Origin of the sequence: Streptomyces sichuanensis (genome assembly GCF_020328095.1) — a bacterium.
In the GTDB taxonomy this organism is placed as follows: domain Bacteria; phylum Actinomycetota; class Actinomycetes; order Streptomycetales; family Streptomycetaceae; genus Streptomyces; species Streptomyces cinnamoneus.
Genome location: NZ_JAIXMK010000013.1, coordinates 83,759 through 102,059 on the forward strand (window position 1 = coordinate 83,759; position 18,301 = coordinate 102,059).

Annotated in this window: 20 protein-coding genes and 2 pseudogenes; 13 read left to right on the forward strand and 9 right to left on the reverse strand. The window is 71.4% G+C overall.

Going from position 1 to position 18,301, the window contains the following annotated elements:
• Window positions 1-32 precede the first annotated feature (32 nt).
• Window positions 33-536 carry a hypothetical protein gene (locus tag LE181_RS06860; protein WP_225660256.1) on the reverse strand — a complete coding sequence of 168 codons (504 nt, stop codon included), beginning with the start codon at window positions 534-536 and terminating at the stop codon, window positions 33-35.
• Window positions 537-675: 139 nt separating this feature from the next.
• Between LE181_RS06860 and LE181_RS06865 the strand changes: the two genes are divergently transcribed.
• The gene (locus LE181_RS06865; protein ID WP_225660257.1) at window positions 676-1,740 is read left to right on the forward strand and encodes an EF-Tu C-terminal domain-related protein; all 1,065 of its coding nucleotides are present in this window, start codon (window positions 676-678) and stop codon (window positions 1,738-1,740) included.
• A 120-nt stretch (window positions 1,741-1,860) separates the two neighbouring features.
• Here LE181_RS06865 and LE181_RS06870 read toward each other — a convergent pair whose 3' ends face one another.
• Window positions 1,861-2,388, reverse strand: a complete 528-nt coding sequence (locus tag LE181_RS06870; protein WP_225660258.1) for a DUF2867 domain-containing protein — start codon at window positions 2,386-2,388, stop codon at window positions 1,861-1,863.
• Between the two features lie 714 nt (window positions 2,389-3,102).
• Here LE181_RS06870 and LE181_RS06875 point away from each other — a divergent pair.
• Together LE181_RS06875 and LE181_RS06880 are read left to right on the forward strand one after the other, a co-directional pair.
• Window positions 3,103-3,396: pseudogene (locus LE181_RS06875) on the forward strand (VOC family protein); the annotation flags it as partial.
• Between the two features lie 596 nt (window positions 3,397-3,992).
• On the forward strand, window positions 3,993-4,307 hold the full coding sequence (locus LE181_RS06880; protein WP_225660259.1) for a hypothetical protein: 315 nt from the start codon (window positions 3,993-3,995) through the stop codon (window positions 4,305-4,307).
• A gap of 213 nt (window positions 4,308-4,520) precedes the next feature.
• Here the strand turns inward: LE181_RS06880 and LE181_RS06885 are convergent, their stop codons facing one another.
• Window positions 4,521-5,414 carry a methyltransferase domain-containing protein gene (locus tag LE181_RS06885; protein WP_225660260.1) on the reverse strand — a complete coding sequence of 298 codons (894 nt, stop codon included), beginning with the start codon at window positions 5,412-5,414 and terminating at the stop codon, window positions 4,521-4,523.
• 170 nt (window positions 5,415-5,584) lie between these two features.
• Here LE181_RS06885 and LE181_RS06890 point away from each other — a divergent pair, with 170 nt between their 5' ends.
• On the forward strand, window positions 5,585-6,010 hold the full coding sequence (locus LE181_RS06890) for a hypothetical protein (protein WP_225660261.1): 426 nt from the start codon (window positions 5,585-5,587) through the stop codon (window positions 6,008-6,010).
• Between the two features lie 43 nt (window positions 6,011-6,053).
• Here the strand turns inward: LE181_RS06890 and LE181_RS06895 are convergent, their stop codons facing one another.
• Window positions 6,054-6,533: an Lrp/AsnC ligand binding domain-containing protein gene (locus tag LE181_RS06895; RefSeq protein ID WP_225660262.1), complete on the reverse strand. Its 480-nt coding sequence runs from the start codon at window positions 6,531-6,533 to the stop codon at window positions 6,054-6,056.
• A 129-nt stretch (window positions 6,534-6,662) separates the two neighbouring features.
• Here LE181_RS06895 and LE181_RS06900 point away from each other — a divergent pair, with 129 nt between their 5' ends.
• The gene (locus LE181_RS06900; RefSeq protein WP_225660263.1) at window positions 6,663-7,667 is read left to right on the forward strand and encodes a helix-turn-helix transcriptional regulator; all 1,005 of its coding nucleotides are present in this window, start codon (window positions 6,663-6,665) and stop codon (window positions 7,665-7,667) included.
• A 35-nt stretch (window positions 7,668-7,702) separates the two neighbouring features.
• Here LE181_RS06900 and LE181_RS06905 read toward each other — a convergent pair whose 3' ends face one another.
• Entirely contained in the window at window positions 7,703-8,239 is a 537-nt protein-coding gene (locus tag LE181_RS06905; RefSeq protein WP_225660264.1) for a helix-turn-helix domain-containing protein, read from the reverse strand.
• A gap of 101 nt (window positions 8,240-8,340) precedes the next feature.
• Here LE181_RS06905 and LE181_RS06910 point away from each other — a divergent pair, with 101 nt between their 5' ends.
• The gene (locus LE181_RS06910) at window positions 8,341-9,018 is read left to right on the forward strand and encodes an AzlC family ABC transporter permease (protein WP_225660265.1); all 678 of its coding nucleotides are present in this window, start codon (window positions 8,341-8,343) and stop codon (window positions 9,016-9,018) included.
• Window positions 9,015-9,338 carry an AzlD domain-containing protein gene (locus LE181_RS06915; protein ID WP_225660266.1) on the forward strand — a complete coding sequence of 108 codons (324 nt, stop codon included), beginning with the start codon at window positions 9,015-9,017 and terminating at the stop codon, window positions 9,336-9,338. The genes LE181_RS06910 and LE181_RS06915 overlap by 4 nt, the downstream gene beginning before the upstream one ends.
• 170 nt (window positions 9,339-9,508) lie before the next feature.
• Here the strand turns inward: LE181_RS06915 and LE181_RS06920 are convergent, their stop codons facing one another.
• Window positions 9,509-10,438 carry a zinc-binding dehydrogenase gene (locus tag LE181_RS06920; RefSeq protein WP_225660267.1) on the reverse strand — a complete coding sequence of 310 codons (930 nt, stop codon included), beginning with the start codon at window positions 10,436-10,438 and terminating at the stop codon, window positions 9,509-9,511.
• Between the two features lie 94 nt (window positions 10,439-10,532).
• On the opposite strand from LE181_RS06920, the gene LE181_RS06925 reads away from it, so the two are divergent.
• Window positions 10,533-11,201: a TetR/AcrR family transcriptional regulator gene (locus LE181_RS06925; protein WP_225660268.1), complete on the forward strand. Its 669-nt coding sequence runs from the start codon at window positions 10,533-10,535 to the stop codon at window positions 11,199-11,201.
• 103 nt (window positions 11,202-11,304) lie between these two features.
• On the opposite strand, the gene LE181_RS06930 is transcribed toward LE181_RS06925, so the two are convergent.
• Together LE181_RS06930 and LE181_RS06935 are read right to left on the reverse strand one after the other, a co-directional pair.
• The gene (locus tag LE181_RS06930; RefSeq protein WP_225660269.1) at window positions 11,305-12,648 is read right to left on the reverse strand and encodes an MFS transporter; all 1,344 of its coding nucleotides are present in this window, start codon (window positions 12,646-12,648) and stop codon (window positions 11,305-11,307) included.
• Window positions 12,645-14,201, reverse strand: a complete 1,557-nt coding sequence (locus tag LE181_RS06935) for an FAD-dependent monooxygenase (RefSeq protein WP_308103088.1) — start codon at window positions 14,199-14,201, stop codon at window positions 12,645-12,647. The genes LE181_RS06930 and LE181_RS06935 overlap by 4 nt, the downstream gene beginning before the upstream one ends.
• Before the next feature lie 86 nt (window positions 14,202-14,287).
• Between LE181_RS06935 and LE181_RS06940 the strand changes: the two genes are divergently transcribed.
• The 3 genes from LE181_RS06940 to LE181_RS06950 all read left to right on the forward strand — a co-directional run bounded on the left by LE181_RS06940 (window position 14,288) and on the right by LE181_RS06950 (window position 16,343).
• On the forward strand, window positions 14,288-15,154 hold the full coding sequence (locus tag LE181_RS06940) for a hypothetical protein (RefSeq protein ID WP_225660271.1): 867 nt from the start codon (window positions 14,288-14,290) through the stop codon (window positions 15,152-15,154).
• 34 nt (window positions 15,155-15,188) lie between these two features.
• Window positions 15,189-15,809, forward strand: a complete 621-nt coding sequence (locus LE181_RS06945) for a hypothetical protein (RefSeq protein ID WP_225660272.1) — start codon at window positions 15,189-15,191, stop codon at window positions 15,807-15,809.
• A 189-nt stretch (window positions 15,810-15,998) separates the two neighbouring features.
• Complete coding sequence (locus LE181_RS06950) at window positions 15,999-16,343, forward strand: DUF1330 domain-containing protein (protein ID WP_225660273.1); 345 nt, start codon at window positions 15,999-16,001, stop codon at window positions 16,341-16,343.
• Between the two features lie 98 nt (window positions 16,344-16,441).
• Here the strand turns inward: LE181_RS06950 and LE181_RS06955 are convergent.
• Window positions 16,442-16,774, reverse strand: a pseudogene (locus tag LE181_RS06955) (ABC transporter substrate-binding protein); the annotation flags it as partial.
• A gap of 533 nt (window positions 16,775-17,307) precedes the next feature.
• Between LE181_RS06955 and LE181_RS06960 the strand changes: the two are divergent.
• Both LE181_RS06960 and LE181_RS06965 read left to right on the forward strand, forming a co-directional pair.
• Window positions 17,308-18,087 carry a hypothetical protein gene (locus tag LE181_RS06960; RefSeq protein WP_225660274.1) on the forward strand — a complete coding sequence of 260 codons (780 nt, stop codon included), beginning with the start codon at window positions 17,308-17,310 and terminating at the stop codon, window positions 18,085-18,087.
• A complete protein-coding gene (locus LE181_RS06965; protein ID WP_225660275.1) occupies window positions 18,084-18,266 on the forward strand; it encodes a hypothetical protein in 183 nt (60 codons plus the stop codon). Before LE181_RS06960 ends, LE181_RS06965 begins: the two co-directional genes overlap by 4 nt.
• Window positions 18,267-18,301 lie beyond the last annotated feature (35 nt).

Genomic DNA, 18,301 nt, shown 5'->3' on the forward strand with positions numbered 1-18,301 from the left:
GCGGTACCGAGCCGATGGTGCGCGAGCGGGGCTCAGGCGCTCTTGTCCAGCCCTCCCCTGACCACCTGGAGGGTGCCGTCGCGCTTCTTCCCGGTGTAGAAGAACGTCACATGGCGCTCGGCCCCCGCGGTGAGGATGATGCGCCCCCGGGGGACGCACCGTCCGGTCCTGATCTCCTCGCCCAGCGTGATCGTCCTGCGGTCGTCGCCGACCTCCTGCAGCACGAGAACCCCCTTGCACAGCAGCCCGGGAGCCGTGTACTCGATGCTGCCGGCCTCGCCTCCCGGCCCGGTCTCGGTGATCGACACGGCGGCCCCGTAGACGGACGACCGCAGGCCCTCTTCGGTGACGTCGCCCCGCCACTGCCCGAGGAACGCGTCCGGCACACCGCCGTCGTACCGGGACGGGGGGCGGTCGGCCGAGAAGGACGGCAACCCGTACTTGCCGATCACCGCGGCCAGCAGCGCGCCCAACGCCGTGATGACCGCCGCCCACAGGGGAAAGGTGCGATCGCTTCGGGAATGCGGTGCGGGCATGCGTCCACCTAGGGGATGGGCTGCGGAGAGTCGATGGATTCACATCGTGCAGGCTGACGTGCGCCACGGGGCGGGGTTTCCCGCAATCCATGATTTTTTCGATTGGCCCGTCGAACGGCCGGCCCTCGACAATGGGCCGATGGACGAGTCAATGATCAGATCGGGCCGGGAGGTGGAGTACGTCGGCGCTCCGGGCAGCGGCACGACCACGCTGACCGGCGCGATCGCCCGCGCCACGGGCCACGTCCCCACGGCGCGGCACTTCACGGCACTCGACTGGCCGCCCGGCACGAGTGGCGCCGAGAAGCTGACGCGGGGCCATCGCCGCCGCGCTGTGGTGCTCGTGGTGTCGGCGACCGACGGGCCGACTCCCGCCACCGCGGAGCTGCTCCGCCTCGTCAGGGCGGTGGGCGTGGAGCACGTGGCCGTGTTCGTGAACAAGGCCGACCTGCTGCCGGACCCGGAACTCCAGCAGGTCCTGGCACTGGAGATCCGTGAACTGCTGCGGCGGCACGCGTACCCGGCCGAGGTGGTACCGATCGTCTTCGGCTCGGCCCGGCAGCCCTCGGCCGTCGAGGAGCTGCTGACCGTCATGTCCGGTTTCCCGGCCGCGCCCCGCGAGCGCGACATGCCCTTCCTGATGCCGGTCGAGGACGTCTTCCCCCTCTCCGGCCGCCGCCCGCGCACTGTCCTCACCGGCCGGATCGAGCGCGGCGTCCTCCGGGTGGGCGACGAGGTGGAGTACGTCGGCCTGAGCACCTCGGGGACCGCTACTGTCACCGCCATCGAACGGTTCCGCGGTGAGCGCACCGAGTGGGCGGAGGCCGGGGAGAACATCGGCGTGGAGCTGCGTGGCGTCACGCGCGAGGACGTCGAACGCGGCCAGGTCCTCGCCGTCCCCGGCACGGCCACGGCCCACAGCGCCTTCGAAGCCGAGGTGTACGTGCTTCCCGAGGACGACGGCGGTCGCGACGTGACGTTCGCGCGGCGCCAAGCCCAGTTCTACTTCCGCACGACGGACGTCGCCGGGCAGATCGTGGTCCTCCGGCAGGACGGCCAGGACATCGACGTGTCCCGGGGCGGCCCGGCCTTCATGTCCGTTCGGCTCGCCGAGCAGGTCGCCGTGGAGAAGGGCACGCGGTTCTCCATCCGGGAGGCCGGCAAGGCGGTCGGCGGCGGCGTGGTCACCGCGATCCTGCGGTAGGCGGGTCACCCCAAGGACCCCTTGCAGCCGGGGACAGAGGACCAGCGGACCGTCATCACCCCGGCCGTCTCTCACTCGCCCGGTACACCTCGCCCACCCGGCACTCACCTTGACGGAGCCCTACCGGGGAGCCTTACGGAGCTGCTGGTTCCGCTCGCCGGCTGGCCGGGTCGCGAACGCCACGCGCCGGTGGGCCCGCCACAGCATCAGCCGGGCCATGTGCGGGTGGACGCGGCGCACCACCGCGAAGTACAGCCGGCCGCGCGTGTTGTGGATCCGTACGGCGGTGGCAAGCGTCACCGCGTCGTCGTCGACCAGGACCGACGAGCGGAAGTCCAGGTGGGAGGCGTCCTTGCCGACCAGCAGCTCGCGGTCGGCGGTGCCGTGCACGGGGAAGGGCAGGACGTGCCGCCAGGCCCGCGGGTCACGGTCCATGCCGGGATTCAGCGGCATGCGCCAGGCGTCGGCGAAGTCGGACCGCTCGACGGCGTCGTGCAGCAGGCGGGCGTCGGCGGGCACGGGGACGGCGGCGGGCCGCGCCCAGAAGAGGCGGTTGACGAGCAGAGCGCGGGGCGAGCGGCGGACCGGCGGATGGGGCAGGGTACCGAGGGCGGCCCGCTCGGCGTTGTCGAACGCCTCCTCGACCATCGTGTCGTGGACGGGCTCGATCGCCAGCTTCCCAGCGCGAACGCCCCCGTGCCCATCGTCACTTCGAGCACATGGGAGATCCGGCAGCGGTCGGGGCCGAGGGGTTCGACGTCGAACCGGTGAAAGCCCGCACCGAGCCCGTCGTCGGTGGTGTCGAACCGGACGGACCGCCCGGGCTCGTAGGCGGTGACCCGGTAGCGGACCCGGCCGTGGCCGCCGGCGGCGCCGGGGCCGAGCGGGCGGTCGAGGACCATCGCGGGCCAGACCGGGGTGGGGAAGAGGGGGTCGTCCGGGGCGGAGAGCCGGTCGAAGAGGGCGCCGACGCTCTCGGCCGGGGCCTCGACGATCCTCTGGTGGACATTGCGTACCGTGCGCACACTCCACATAGCCGCACCTCCATACGAGAGCGTATGTTCCGACCGTACGGTACCGTACGGAAAGGTTGACGAGCAGCGGGGGCCCAGGCCCTCCAGCGCCTCGTCCACGACGGCGGCGACGACGGCCCGGACGAGACGGCGCAGCCGGGCGCACCTGCGTAACCAGGCGGTCTGCCCGGCCGTTGTGCCGGGCGGTGTCCGGCGTCCCGGGCGCCTCCCCACCGCTCGATGCTGCACTCCGCGTCGCACTTTCGCACCGACGACGCCCATGCCGCCGCGAAGGCCGTGGAGCAGGCGGGCGGCACCGTCCGGCTCTCCCCGACCGATGCCGGCGAGAGGCGGGGGCACGTACTCCCTGATCACCCCGGCGGGCCAGGGCGAGGAGCGGATGCACGGCGGGCTGATGGAACTCCCGTCCGAGCACCTCACGCTGAACGGTGGCAAGGCGTATTGGCACCCGGTGTTCGCGACAGCGGACTGTGACGCCACGATCGCGAAGGTCACGGCCAACGGCGGCTCCGTCCAGATGGGACCGGAGGACGCGGAGGGCGTGGGTCGGCTGGCCGTCTGTCTCGACCCGGCGGGCGCCGACTTCGTGCTGCTCACACCGGCCGAGAACGCCCAGGGCTGACCCGAACGACCCGGCCGGAGAACGGCGCCCCCGGCCGGAGGGTCGCCCCCCGGTTCAACAGACCTGCGCGGCCTGGGTCACCAAGGTCGACCGCCTGGCCATCGGGGAGTGGGGCCCACGCGCGTTCTGCCGGCTGACCTGCGGCGGAGCAGGCAACCTGCGCCTTCTATGCTTGGCCTCAACGCTTTGAGACGAAGGATCAGAAGGGGGGTCCCGTGCGGCGCCTCTGGTCTGGATCACGCTCTCGCGCATGGATGCTGGCAGCCGGATTGATGGTATCGGTGGCAGGATGCGGTGGCGGTGAGGCCGGTTCCCACGAGGGGGCCAGTCCGGTGAGTGACGCGCGAGGCGAAAGCCTCGCCAGCGGTTCCGATACCGTGCTCGACGCTGGGGCCCTGGAAAAGGCTCTACCGGACCTTCAGAGCATGCCGGTGGGCTGGCGGTCGGGCGTGACGCAGCTGAAAGCCCGTGAAATACCCCAAGAAAAGCGGTGCTCCAGGAACGGCGACGGCCCTGAGGGCTGCTCGTGGCACTGGAGCACCGGAACTGTGCAGTTCAGGGCACCTGGCGACTCCGGCGCCGTGCACTGGGACCTGATGGCGTATCCCAGCCGGGATGTGGCCGAGAGAGCCTTCAGCAACCGCAAGAAGGCCGGAGCGGCCGGGGCAGCCGAGGTCTCCATGCCGAGAATCGGCGACGAGAGCGTGGCCTACGCCGATCCGCGGGCCCCCTACGCAGACCCGCAGATCAAGATGACCCTCCGTGTGGGCACCGTCATCGCCGTCATGACCTACCAGGACTCGGACAAGGACCCGAACAGCGCCCAGGCACTGCAGTCCCTGGCCCAGATGCAAGCAAAGCGCCTGCGCCAGGCGGAGCTGGGCCAGGTGCCGACCGCCACAGCAAGCTGAACGGCTGACACGGCGTTTGCGCTGCCGTGATGGGAAGGCCGGCCCTGCAGTCGGCTGGTCACGTCCGGCTGCGGGCAACAAGGCGCGGGACGCCGACCATCAGCGCGGCCGCGCTCCGCCCAAGCCGAGGAGTGGCCCGGCACCCGTGTGGCCAGTGCCGGCGCCGACCGCCGGCAGTGAGGTGGCTCGGTCGGGCCACGTCCGGATCCGCACCTAACCGAGTGCCGGAGGGTGCTCGGCTGGACGGCGTCCCCAGGCCGAGATCAGCGGCGCGAGTGTCAGGTCGAGTTCGCCCGCGTGGAGGGCGGCCAGGTGCGCGTCGATCGCGGCGTCGTCGGCCAGGCCGGCCGCGAGCAGCTCGCCGCGCACGTGCCGGATGGTCGCCGCCTCCAGCCGGTCGCAGGCCGGCCCGCCGACCGGGAATGAGCCCGCCGCGGCGACATCGACCAAGCCGGCCTCCCGCAATGCCCGCGGCAGTGTCCGGCCGTAGCGCAGGTCCGCGCCGCGGCGTGCCAGCAGCTCCCGGACCGCGTCGCGCAGCCGGTTGGCCCGCCGCTGCGCAGGACCGCTGTCGTCCAGGCATGCCAGTGGCTGCAGAGCGGTATCGGCGTCCTCGACCAACAGCCAGCCGCCGGGCCGTAGCGCTGCCGCCATCGTTGCCAACGCGCGAGCCCGGTCGGGTACATGGACCAGCACGAGCCGGGCGTGCACCAGATCGAACGTCCCCGGCTCCGGGGGCGGATCAGCGGCGACGTCGTGCCGGCGCACCTCGTACCCGTCGCCTGCCTTCAGCCACGACGGGTCGATGTCCGTGGCCAGCACGTGCCCGGTCGGGCCGACGGCGGCCGCGAGTGCCTCCGGGATACCGGGGCCACCGGCCCCCACTTCCCAGCAGCGCGAGCCGGCCCTGACCCCCAGTCGATCGAAGTGCCCGCGCGTCACACCGTCGAACAGCTCGGCCAGCCAAACGAATCGCTCGCCCGCCTCGGCGCGCGCGTTGTCCAGCAGGTATCCGCGGGCGGGAGCGGACCCTCCACCGGGCGCGGCAGTCCGGCCTGTTGGATCCGTTCGGCCCCCGACGTGCGGCGGGCGGGGCGAGGAGGTCATGACTACATGGTCGACCTTCCCGGGCCGCCAGCGCCACGACGGCGGGAGAGGGATGGCTCACACATGATCAGCAAGAGGCCCTCTGCATGACGTCATGGAGGGGCGAATGTTTCCTGGCGTGACACGAACGTCGTTTGGTGTGCTTGCCGGACACGCCTATCCTCTCGCCCGTGATCCAGACGGGGAATGACGAGTTGCGTAGCTACCAGGTGGGACCGGTACGCGCCGAGCTTCGCGCGCTCACGGTCAGTGACGACCGTGAAGGCATGCTCGAAGGGACGCCGCACCTGCACCGTCGCTTTCGTCTGATGCGCATCGAGAAGGCGATGGCAGCGACGCCACATTTGTATGTGCATGACCTCAACCAGCTCCGAGCCGATGCGGACCGACGGGTCGAGGAGTGGCTCCCGCGAGAGACGGTTCATGCCCGACTGACCTCGCGGTGGAAGCCCGAAGACACTGCGGAGCCTGGGCATACGGTGTTCTCGGTGATGTGGTTCCAAACGGCTGCGCAGGACCCCTTCGCCCACCTGGCCACGATCGTGCGTCCCCTGGACTGGACGTCACTTGCCAGGTTCGTCCCTTTCGAAGACTGACCCGCGCCGCCCATCCTCAGCAGGTCACGCCGCGAAATCCTGGTCAGGGGCCGACGGCGAGCCGTTTGACTTCGCGCAGGATGGGGGCGGTCTCGACGGCCTGAATGCCGGGGAGCGAGCCGATGCGGTGGTCGAGGTAGTGGTGGAGGTCGTGGCCGCCGCGGAATACGCCGGTGGCCACGAGGTTGTGCGGACCGGTGGTGGCGGCTGCGAAGGCGAGATACAGGAGCCCTCGGCGGGGCCCCGGCGCCTCCCCCTCGCGCCGGGGCCCCTGCTTCCGGGGCCGGTCAGATGTGCGTGATCCGCCAGGTCTGCCAATTGGCGCGTGTGCACTGGCGCATGTCTTGACGTTGTCCCCGTTGGACGCCAGGCACTTGTCGTGCTTCTCGCTGCGGATCTCGATGACGTCGCGTGCTGACGCTGCGGCCGTCGTCGTGAAGTCCGGCGTGGTCGGTCCTGCGGTGGTCAGCGGCAGTGCTGCCGTGCCCAGGGTGAGGGCGATCGCGGTGAGTCGACGTCGCATCGCTGGCATCCGTTCTCTCGTGCGTCTCCGGCGCGGATCCGCTTGCCTTCGAGGATCACGTGGACGCCTGCGGGTGAACATCCCGCAATGTGGGGGGTTGCCCCTGCGGGCGGCCGTGATACTCGTGGCGTGTTGACGAAAGCCATGGCCGAGTCCCGCACGGTGCCGGAGCTGGGGTGCGAGCTGTCGCAGCGCATCGGGCGGGTTGTACCGCACGACGGGTACATGCTCGCCGGTACCGACCCCGTCACGGGAGCGGGCTGCTTCGTGAGCCGGGAGCACGGCTACTGCGGCGAGGTGTTCCGCCGCACGCTGATCGACGAGGTCCGGGGCCGGGATCTGTTTCCGTTCTCCGAACTGATCACGAGCCCGTCGAAGGTCGGAGTGCTCGGCTCGGGCTCGCCCGAGGAACGGTCGAGCCGTCGTCTGCACGAGGTGCTCCTTCCCCAGGGATTCGGCAGCGAGATGCGGGCGGCGCTGGTCGCCGGTGGTGTGGTGTGGGGAACCATGACGCTGCTGCGGGAACGGGGCAGGCGCCCCTTCTCGTCCGACGACGCCGCGGCCGTCCAGCACCTGGTGCCCGACCTGTGCACGATTCTGAGAAGGTTCGTCACCCGACTGACAACGCCGCGCCCGCTTCCGGGCGTGAGGCCGCCGGGAGTGATCGTGGTGGGCAAGGACGACAGGATCAGGGCAGCCTCCCCCACAGGCCGTGACTGGCTGCGCGCGTGCGCACCCGGATCGGAGCTCACCACGGACGACGACCTCGCCCTCACCACCTGGAACATCGCCTTCTTCGCCCGTCACACGGCGGGAGGCGCACTGAGCCGTGTCCCCACGGCCGACGGCTGGATCGCAGTCCAGGCGCAGCGCCTGGACGGTGACGCGCCCGACGACGTCGTCATCACGGTCCAGCCCACCTCCGCCGGGCTGCTGCTCCCGGCGGTCGCCGCCTGGTACGGCGTCACCCGCAGGGAGACGGCAGTGATCGAGCAGGCGCTGGAGGGCCTGTCGGCCAAACAGATCGCCCGCCGTCTGAGCGTGTCCCCGCACACCGTCAACGATCACTTCAAAGCGGTGTACCGCAAGACCGGTGTCTCCTGTCGCGAGGAACTCATCGCAGTGCTTTCGTGACAGCGTGAACGTCCGCTGGGTGTCCGGCTCTTCGTTCAGGGGTGTTCGAGGACGAGGACCGCCCGCGTCGACGGGACGAGGGCTTCGAAGACGTGCGGGACGTCCGCCGGATAGGCGACGTAGTCGCCGGGCCCCAGTTCGACGGCCTCCCCCGCGACGCCGACCAGAGCCCGGCCGCCGGCGAGCAGCACGTGCTCGACGACTCCGGGCATGTGCGGGTCGGAGGCCCGCACCGCACCCGGCTCGGCATCGATGCGATAGACGTCCCGGCGCGCACCGGGTGGGCTGGCGGCCAGCAAGGTGGCGCGGTACTCCGACTCCGCCGCGGCGACCGCGGCCCCCTCGCCCGCCCTGATGACCCGGATGTGTGGGCGGGGCGGGTCCAGCAGCCGGGAAAACGGGATGTCCAAGGCCACGCACAGGGCCCACAGGGTCTCCAGGCTGGGATTGCCCTTCCCCGTCTCCAGGTGGGAGAGCGTCGACTTGGAAATGCCGGCCCTGCGCGCCACCTCGCTCAGCGAGATGCCCGAGCGTGAGCGCTCTCGTCGCAGGCCGGCTGCGATCGACTCCATGGGGACCCTTGAGGGAGTCTGCGGTTCCGAGGACATCGTTCGCTCCAGTGGTCATGCGTTCTGTTTGACGAACGCCGTGAGGGGTGTTCATCATACTCAACGTGCATTCGATATGGAGAACGCTGGACCGTGCGCTCTTGCGGGACATCACCCTTGTCTGTCTCGCCGTCGGAGTCATCGGCCTCTCGTATGGCGCGATCGCCGTGGCATCGGGCTTCCCCCTGTGGCTTCCGGTGGTGCTCGGTCTGACCGTCCTCGCCGCTTCGTCGGAGTTCCTGTTCATCGGAATCCTGGCGGCCGGTGGCAGTCCGGTGGCCGCCGTGCTGGCCGGGCTCCTGGTCAACGCCCGTCACGTGCCGTTCGGGCTGGCCCTGCCCGATGTCCTCGGCGACGGCCGGCGCCGCTTGCTCGGCACCCACCTGATGAACGACGAGAGCGTGGTCTTCGCCCTCGCCCAAGAGGACCCGGAACGCAAGAAGGCCGCCTACTGGGCCTGCGGCCTGGGCATCCTGGTGTGCTGGCCGTTGGGAGCCCTGGCCGGCGGCGCCATCGGCACCGTCATCGACGACACCGACGCCTTCGGTTTGGACGCGATGTTCCCGGCCATCCTGCTGGCCCTCATCGTCCCCGCCCTCGGAGACCGGGAGAAGCGCCGGGCCGGCCTCGCCGGCGCCGCCGTCGCACTGGCCGCCACCCCCTTTCTGCCCGCCGGCCTTCCGGTACTGCTCGCCCTCGCCGGGCTGGCTCTCACTGCCGCACCGGGGAAGGACCACCGATGACCGAACGTGCCACCCTTGTCGCTGCGATGCTGGTGCTCGCCGGAGGCACCTTCGCCTTCCGGCTCGCCGGCCCCTACCTGCGCAGCAGGGCCACCTTCCCGCCACGGGTGGAGAAGCTCATGGGGATCTCCACCGTCGTCCTGCTGACCTCGTTGGTCGCCACGACAGCGCTGACCGAAGGTGGCGGACCGGCCGGGGTCGCCCGACCGGTCGGCGTTCTGGCGGCCGGACTGCTCGCCTGGCGCAAGGTCCCGTTCCTCATAGTGGTTCTGGCAGCTGCCGCGGCGACCGCCGCGCTGCGCCTGCTCGGCGTCCCCTGACGCACGGACCGCCCTGCCGGTCTCCCCCGCTGTCGGTTCATCAGGCCGACGGCGGGGAGGGGGCCGTGCGGCTCGCGCGAGCTCGTACCGGCCCCGGATGCCGGCCAGGCAGGCTTGCCGGGCCGGAACCGGAATACGGGGCTCGGAGCAGGACGGCGCAGTGAGGGCGGTCAGGAGAGGTCGAGGACCGCCTTGCCGTGCAGGCGGCGGTCGAGGAGCAGCTCGGCGGCTTCGGTGGCCTTGCCCCAGGGGCCGCGCCAGGCGATCTGGGCGTCGAGTTCGCCGGACGCCACCAGGCCGGCCAGCAGGGTCAGGTCGGGGGCGAGTCCTGTGCAGCGCAGCAGGAAGAAGCTGACCAGCGCGCGGTCGTGTCCGGTCGGCGCGCCGGAGAAGGCGCCGACCGGGAATGTGTCGGGTTCCTGCGCGGCGCGGCCCACCGAGACGAGGGTGCCGTGCTCGGCAAGGCGGGCATAGCCCTCGACCAGGTGTTTCCCACCGACCATGTCGATGATTCCGTGGACCGCTTCGGTGAGGGCCTCGGGGCCGGTCACGATGTCGTGTGCGCCGAGGGCCCGCAGGCTGTCGCCGTGCGTACGGGGATCGGCGGTCGATGCGATGACGTGAGCTCCGCCGCGGCGTGCGAGCTGGACCGCGTACCGTCCGACTCCACCGGTGGCGCCGGTGATCAGGACACGCTTGCCGAGGAGGGGCCCGAGCCGCTGCAGGGCGCGCAGGGCGCTGGTGGCGGCCACGGGGACGGTGCTGACCAGGCCGAGGTCGGCGCCGGCAGGCACCGTACCGATGAGGTCGGTGTCGACTGCGCGCAGCTGCGCCCAGGCGCCGTCGGGGGCGAGCGTGATCACGGGTGTGCCGACCGCGGGGCCGGACCCGTCGGCTGCAGCACGTTCCACGATGCCGGCGGCGTCCCAGCCGAGCACGGCCCCGGCGGGCGCCTCTGACAGGCCGTGCTTGAGCTCGCCGAAGTTGAGCGAGGTCGCCGCGACGCGGACGAGCGCCTGGTGGGGAGCGGGCTCGGGGTCCGGCGCCTCGTCCAGGCGCAGGCGGCCGGGCGCGGAGGGGTCAACAACGAGTGCACGCATGAGAGATCAGCCCTTTCAGGTGGTCGGGATCAGTTGTGCCACTGAGTGGCATTAACCTACAGGGGGCATTAGCGCCCGCGCTACACTGACCTTGATGGCCACCACCGACGCACACGTCCCGCCCGGCGCAGAGCGCCTTCCGCTGCGCGAGCGCAAGAAACTGCGCACCCGTCAGGCGCTGATCGACACCGCCCTGGAGCTGTTCAGCGAACGCGGCTTCGACGGGGCAACGCTGGACGAGCTGTGCGACGCGGTCGAGGTCTCCAAGCGCACGTTCTTCCGCAACTTCGCCAGCAAGGAAGACGTGGCCATGGCGCCGACCCAGGACCTGTGGGCGGCGTTCCTCAGCGACCTGGAGACCCGTGAGACAGGAGGCGGAACGGTTCTGGCGATGCTGCAGGCATCGCTGCTCGCCGCGCTGGACCGGATGACCGACGAGGGGTGGGCGAGACGCGTCCGTCTCAGTCGCCGTCTGGCCGCGGAGACGCCGTCCATGGATGCTCACGGCCTGCACTTTTGCGACCGCACGGCCCGTACGGCGATGCAGACCCTCCGGCGCAGACTCCACACCGAAGAACCCGCCCACGACCTGCGCCTGCGGCTGGCACTGGACTTCCTCGTCGCCGCCTTTCGCCACGCGCTGGACGCATGGGTGTCGCTCCCCGGCGATCCGGACCGCCGCGCCCTTGCCGCAGAACTCGGCACCGCCTTCACGGCGATCCCCGAAGCACTCACCTTCGAAGCGACGCCGACGCCCGCCTGACGGAACCCCTTCCTCGCCGCCGCGGCGGGGGCCGTACTCGCGCGGAAGTCTCCCGTGTGAGCAGGACAAGCAGCAAGACAAGCAGGCAGGGCAGGCCCGCGATCTAGGGGCTCGTCGACGGCCGTTCGTGGCGGGGTGTGCGGGTGAGGGCCAGGGAGGCCACGGCCGTAACCGACGCGGTGACGAGGAGGGGCAGGCGGGGGAAGGACGTGGTGAGGGCTCCGGCGAGGGCCGGCCCTGCGGCGCCGCCGAACATGGCGAACGTCGTGGCCGTTGCGGTGGTCCGTGACGCCGTACCGGGGCGGTCACGGGTGACGGTGGCCATGGCGGCGCCGTTGGCCAGCCCCAGGCCGCAGCCGACCAGGGCGCAGGAGACACCGACGAGCCACAGGGGTGCGGGGCCGCCGCGGCCGAGGCCGCCCGTGAGGAGTCCGGCGGCGAGGCAGAGCAGTCCGGTACGCATCAGTGGAGCCCCGTCACCATGGTTCCGGGTGCGGCCGGCCGCCCAGCGGCCTGTGAACACCGCCGGTGTCACGGCCGGCAAGGTGACCAGCGCCGCCCGGAACGGGCTCAGGCCGTGTGCCTGGGTGAGCTCGAAGTACATGAGGAACGTGAACAGCGAGTTCCCGCAGAACAGCACCGGCAGGACGAACAGGGCGCGGCGGGTTTCGGGACGCTGGAGCAGCCCGCCGTCGAGGGCGAAGTCCGCGCGGCGCCGTGCGCGGCGCAGGAGAACGGCGAGGAGCGTCCCGGCTGCCCCGACGGCCGCCGGCAGAACGAGTGGAGGGGCACCGGCCGCCGGAGCCGTCAGGGCGATCAGCACCGTCGTGGCCGTCGCGGTGCACAGGGCGATGCCCGTTCCGTCGAACCGCCCCTCAAGAGGTACGTGGTGCTGTGCCCGGCCCGGGAGCAGGGCGAGGACACAGCCCGCCGTGACGGTGGCCACGAGGGCGAGGGCGCCGAAGACGGCGCGCCAGCCCAGCACGCTGGTGAGCAGACCTCCGAGGAGCGGCCCCAGGCAGGAGGCGGCGGCCGCGGTGGCGGTCCACGTACCGACGGCACGTCGTTCGTCGTCCTTCGTCGCGCTCAGGGCGAGCAGGAGCGAGAGGCTGAGGGGTGAGAGGGCGGAGCCGCCGGCGCCCTGGAGCAGACGGGCGGCGAGCATGCCTGTGCCGTGGTCCGTGGTGGCCGCCAGAAGGCTCCCGCCGGTGAACACGGTCAGGGAGGCCAGCAGGGTGCGGCGTGCGCCGTGGCGGTCGGCCAGGTGTCCTGCGCAGAGCTGCAGCGGCCCGCTGCCGAGCTGGTAGCCGGAGGCGAACCACTGGGTGGGGGCCGGGCCCATACCCAGTTCCTCCGACACGGCGGGGACGGCCGCGGTGGGGGCGGCAATGGCCAGAGCACCGCACAACAGGGCGAGGTGGCAGGTCCGCAGGGGGCCGGACGTCACAGGAAGTGCCCGTCGGGGCGGACGATGTACGCCTGCCGGTAGGCGTCGGTGCGCACCGTGAGAAGGGGAAGCGTCAGCTGCGACGCCCGGGGATCCGGGGTGCCGCGCGCCGGTACGAGATGGACGTGGTGGCCGGTGCGCAGGGCCTCGAAGAGCCGGACGTAGGAGCTCGTGGCGGTGGGCCGCAGCGGTACGTCGGGGGCTCGCACCCCGCTCCGTACGCGCGCGCCGGCGCTCGCGCCGTGTCCTGGCACCCCGGCCAGGGCGGTGGCGAGGCGGCGACGTACGAACGGCAGCCGCGCGGCCTGCAGTCCGGCGGCACGCAGGGCGTGGCCCCACAGGGTGGGGGTCGCGTTGAAGTGCAGCATGGCGCCGGTAAGTCGCATCACCCGGCAGGCGGACCGCCGCCGCTCTTCGGCGTAGGCGTCGAGAAGGCGCTCGTGCCGCGGGTCGGCGATGGTTGCGGCCAGGCGCCAACCCAGGCTCATGGCGTCGGCGATGCCGGTGTTGAGGCCCTGGCCACCGGTTGGAGGGTGGACGTGGGCGGCGTCGCCCGCCAGGACGACGCGGTGGTGCCGGTAGTGGGCGGCGTGGCGGTGTTCGCACCGGTAGCGGCTGATCCACTCCACCTCGCGCAGGGTGACCTCCCGGCCGGTGATGCGGCGCAGCAGTGCTTCGGCTTGCGCGACGTCGGCAGCGGCGCAGGGTGCGTCCTGTGCAGGCGGTGGGCGGTAGGGGTAGAGGACCAGGCGCCAGCGGCCGTCCCCGAACGGCAGGAACAACACCATGCCGTCGCGCCCCCAGTGGCTTTGGGGTTGCTGGGGACGGGTGTCGATCCGGGCGTCGACCGAGAGGACGCCGTAGGGGTGGACGGTACGGTGTGCGGGTATCCCCGCGAGTCGCCGTACGGTGCTGTGCGCGCCGTCGCACCCGGCGACGTATGCGGCGTGCACCCGATGGGTGATTCCCGCTCGGCGTACGGTCAATTCGACGCCCTCGCCCTTGTCGCGCATGGCGGTGACCTCGGCCCCGCGAGCGACAAGTGCACCGCTTTTCAGGGCATGGCCTTCCAGCAGTTGTCGCGTCCGGTACTGCGGGAGGGCGAGTGCGTAGGGGAAGGATCCTGCGAGTTCGGCGAAAGGCGCATACGAACGTTCGCAGCCGAGGGGATAATGCCGGTATTGATGTCCGTGGGCGACGAACGGCTCGGCGATCCCGCGCATGTCGAGGAATTCGAGCGTGCGGGAATGCAAGACCATTGCCCCGGTGGTGCGCGGCACGCCGGTCTGCTGTTCGAGGACGAGGCAGTCGATTCCCCGGGAGGACAGCTCCGCCGCCAGAAGCAGGCCCACGGGGCCTCCCCCGACCACTGCCGCGCCGACCGCACTGGGGAGAGGCGAGGCATTGACCATAAGGCGGATTCCTTCGTCGGTCGTCTCTTCGGCGCTTTCAGGCTGGCAGCGGGCAGGGGGCGTGTCCAGAGCGCCGGTGGCAGGCCGGAAGCGCGGCGGCGATCCTGGCGGTCCGTTCCACGCCATCGGTCGGATATTCATACTTGAATGTGGCCTGTTGACTGGTTCAACGGCACCCTGGGAAGGTTTCCGCGGCACTCTCGCGAACCGTCCTGTTGGAACGGAGAATGATGGGCCACGCCATCGGCGACCATGCCTACGGGGAATCCGGAATCGAATTCCTGCTCGTGGATCGATCACACTCCCGGCACCGGGTGCGCAGGGTCCGCGTCGACGTCCGGCTGGGAATGGACCACCCCGAGGTGTACCGGGACGGCGACAACAGCCGTCTGGTTCCGGCCAGCTCCTTGGTCAACTCCGTTCTGTGCCTGGGAGCAGGGCACACCGGCGCCGAGCCGGAGACTTTCGCGCTGGCCCTGGCCGAGCACTTCCTCGCGCGGGAGCATCAGCCCCGGGTCGCCGACGTGCACGTCACCTGCAGCGAACTGGAGGGCGTGGCAGCCGGCCCCGGGCAGCGGCCCGGCACGCGGCACTTCGGCCCCGCCGCGCGCCCCCGCACGTACGCCCACGTCACCCTGCCGGACGACAGCGAACCGACCGTGCGCGGCGGCCTGCAGGACGTCGAGCTCTTCGTGACCGGAGGTGCGACCTTCACCGGCTTCGCCCGCGACGCCTACACCACGACGCAGGTCTTCACCGACCGCGTCTTCGGCGCCCGCCTGGACGTGACCTGGCAACACACCGCCCCAGGGGCCCGGGGCGTGGACCACCGGGCCTGCCGGCTCAGGGCCCGGCAGGCGGTCACCGACGCCTTCGTCGGCCACACCAGCCACTCCAGCCAGCACACCTTTTACCAGCTGGGGGCTGCCGTACTGGATGCCTGCCCCGAGATCGCGCACGTCCGCGTGGAAGGAGCACATCTGACCCGCGCCCTGGTGGACCTGACCCCCCTCGGAACCGAGAACGACGGCTGCATCTACACGACGGCGGACCACCAGCAGAGCACGGTCGCCGTCGAAGTGCACCGCACCTGAGAGCAGCACCGACCCAGGGAAGGACTACGCCTTCGTGACTCCCAGCCGGCCCCACAGGGCCCGCAGAGCACTGCTGGCCACCACGCTCGGCATCGCCGCCCTCGTCCCCGTCGGCCCCACGGCACAGGCGAACGGCCACGAGCTCCCCGGCAGGGGCGCGGTACTCCTCGCGTGCGCCGGCACCGTCTCCGCGAACTACTCCCCCGGCCTGACCCTCACCCCCCGGGCCGTCTCCATCACCTCACAGGCGGCCGTGAACTGTCCCCTCTCCACGGTCCCCACCCACACATCCGCCACCTTTGGCGGCAGTTCCTCGGGCAGGCTCTCCTGCCTGCTCGGTCCTGCGGACGGCACGCTGACCTTCCACTGGGGCGGCAAGGGCCCCCACACCGGAGAGGCCGTCTTCCACGGGGAGGGAGGCAAAGGAGGCGAACACGACCGGACCTCCACCGCCGCCATCCGCAGCATCGCGGCGCTGCGCCCCAACGGCAACATCGTCACCGTCAGCACGGGCAGGATCACCGACGGCGCGTTCAAGGGCGCGACCGTGGTGACCGAGGTGACCCTCCTCGCCTCGCAACAGACCGCCTGCCTCACCCCCCAGGGTTTGGCCTCGGCCTCCGGTCCCACCACGGTGACCATCACCCGGCTCTGAACCACCCCGCCGCTCGGGCTGCCGCACGACCCGGCTCGTCAGCACGGGCCACGCCCGCTTCACCATGAGCAAAACCGTCGTTGGGCGGGGTGGGGTCGGGTTCCCTTACCCGACGGGTAATCGACGCCGTCCCCGGCTCCCGGCAGAGTTGTCGACGTCTCAGCGACAACAACCCCCGCAGGAGCAGACATGGTTGCCTACGCCCTCGGCCGCCTTGAGGCCCGGAACTCGCGCCCCCACCCCGACGTCATCGAGTACATCGAGAGGATCCAGGCCACCCTCGACCCCTACGGCGGCGCCTTCCTCGTGCACGGCGTCCCGGTGGAGGTCCGCGAGGGCGCCTGGGCCGGCGGCCTGGTGCTGATCGGCTTCCCGGGAATGGCCGAGGCCCGGGCGTGGTACGACTCGCCTGACTACCAGGAGATCATTCCGCTGCGCACCGACCACATCACGGGCGACATCGTCCTCGTCGAGGGCGTACCCTCCGGTTACGATCCGCGCGAGCTGGCCGACAAGATGCGGTCCGGGAGCTGAGCGGCTGCGCGGGCGGGAACATCAGCGCACAGGGAACGCAGCACTTCGACGAGGACGGCGACGGCGTCCCAGCCCTCGAAGGCGACGAAGGAGGGCAACGGCACGCCGAGGGCGCCGGCCCGGGTGGCGGCGGCGCGGGCGACGACGCTGTGGTACTCGCCCGCCACGGCGGCCACGCCCAGGCGGGCCGGTTCGTCCACGGCTGCTGCGGCCCGCTCCGGGTCGGCCGCGGTGTCCCGGACCACCAGTTCCAGTGGTCTGCCGTCGATCCCGCCGGCGTCGTCGACCTCGCGAACGGCCAGGCCGAGCCCTGCGAGCAGGTGCCGGCCCGCCTCGCCCCAGCCGGGCCGCGTCAGCGGGACGATGGCGCCCAGGCGGACGGACGCCCCGTCCGCGTGCTCCGCTCCGGCCGGCAGTGGTGGCGTGTTCATCGGGTGGCGTCTCCCTGGGACGATGCGGTCGCAGTCCGCCCGGATCGCGCGCCGACCGGGGCCTGCGGTTCGCGTTCATCACGTCTCGCCACGGCGGGCGCACCCGGGTGATCTTCCGGTCATTGGATCCACCACCATCGCCCGTGGGCAACTGACTTATTTGCTCGCTGAGCTGCCAAGCTTCACCGGCACCAGCGCCACGACGACGAGTACGGTCATCTGCCCGGGCCGGTTTCCTTGGAGGTAAGCGAGCCGGACACCATTCGAGCCGCGCCGCCGACACCTGACCACAGTCGAAGTGACACGGATCACAGCACTGAATCCGAAATTCTTTGCCGGAATGCAGTCGGCCCGCGGCCGGAGAGTGAAGCTGCAGAACATCACTCCGAGGAGCACCGCTTGTGACCGTCCTTCCGGCCCACCCCCATACCCCCGCCGCCGCGCTGACCCGGTGCGGACGCGGAACCCCGACACCCCTGGACGCCTTGAGGATCCCTCACCCGGCAGAGTTGCCGGAATGCAAGGGTCTCCGGGTGGCCGGACTCTCCGTGCTCCCCGACGGCACGGTGTACATCGGTCAGGTCTCTGCGGACCTCGCCGGTAGGCAAGCGCCGAACAGGATCGCGGCACCGGGCCGTCTCCCCCAGCGGTCCGTGATCGACGGGCTGCTGACGCGCGCGGCAGTCCTCATGGCAGACGTCGGCTTGCAGACGCGGCTCGACCAATTCGCAACCCACACCCTGCGGCTGCACACCGGTGAGCGATGGCGCGAAGCGCTCTCCACCGCGCTGCTCGGCGACTGGGTCGCCCCGCTGGCGCGCGAGGGCCGCCTGTTGCCCGACGCCATCGGCACGTTGCGGACGGAAGTGCGGACCATCCACCGGCAGCTGGTGCCGCTGTGGCGTCGCCGGGCCGGCGGCCTGTCCCGCGGGGGCCACCGCGTGGAACGGCGGGTGCTCCTGCTGGAGACCCCCTGCGCGGAAGGCGTCACCCTGCGGGACCTGCTCGCCGAGCGCACCTGCACGGGCGACGCGATGCTGGACCTGATCCCCGGCGACCAGCGCCTCGCCCGTATCCTCACGGCACTCGAACCCGGCGAGCGCGCAGTGGTCATGGCCCTCGGACTGCCCGGAGTCACCACCTGGGCGGAGGCCGCCGAATACGCCGGCGCCGGCGACCCGCCCGCCTTCGGCGAACGCGTACGACGCAAGACCCGCCGCCTTGCTGCCGAACACCGGCGCCGCACCACCCAGCTGCACGACACCCCGGACACCGGGCTGTGGCAGCCTCGGCACGAAGGCGGTCCGGCGTGAGCACGACCGTCCTCCTGCTGATTCTGCTGCTCACCGTCGTCACGCTGCTCGTCGGCGTGGGCATGCTGGCCCTGCTGCTGCACCGCCCCACCTGGTGCGCCCCCGTCGCCGGGGCCCTCGCCACGATGACCCTCATGGCCACCACCGTCGGACTCCTCGTGGCCATCACCCGCACCTGACGGGGACGGCGAAGACCACTTCGACGACCGGGATG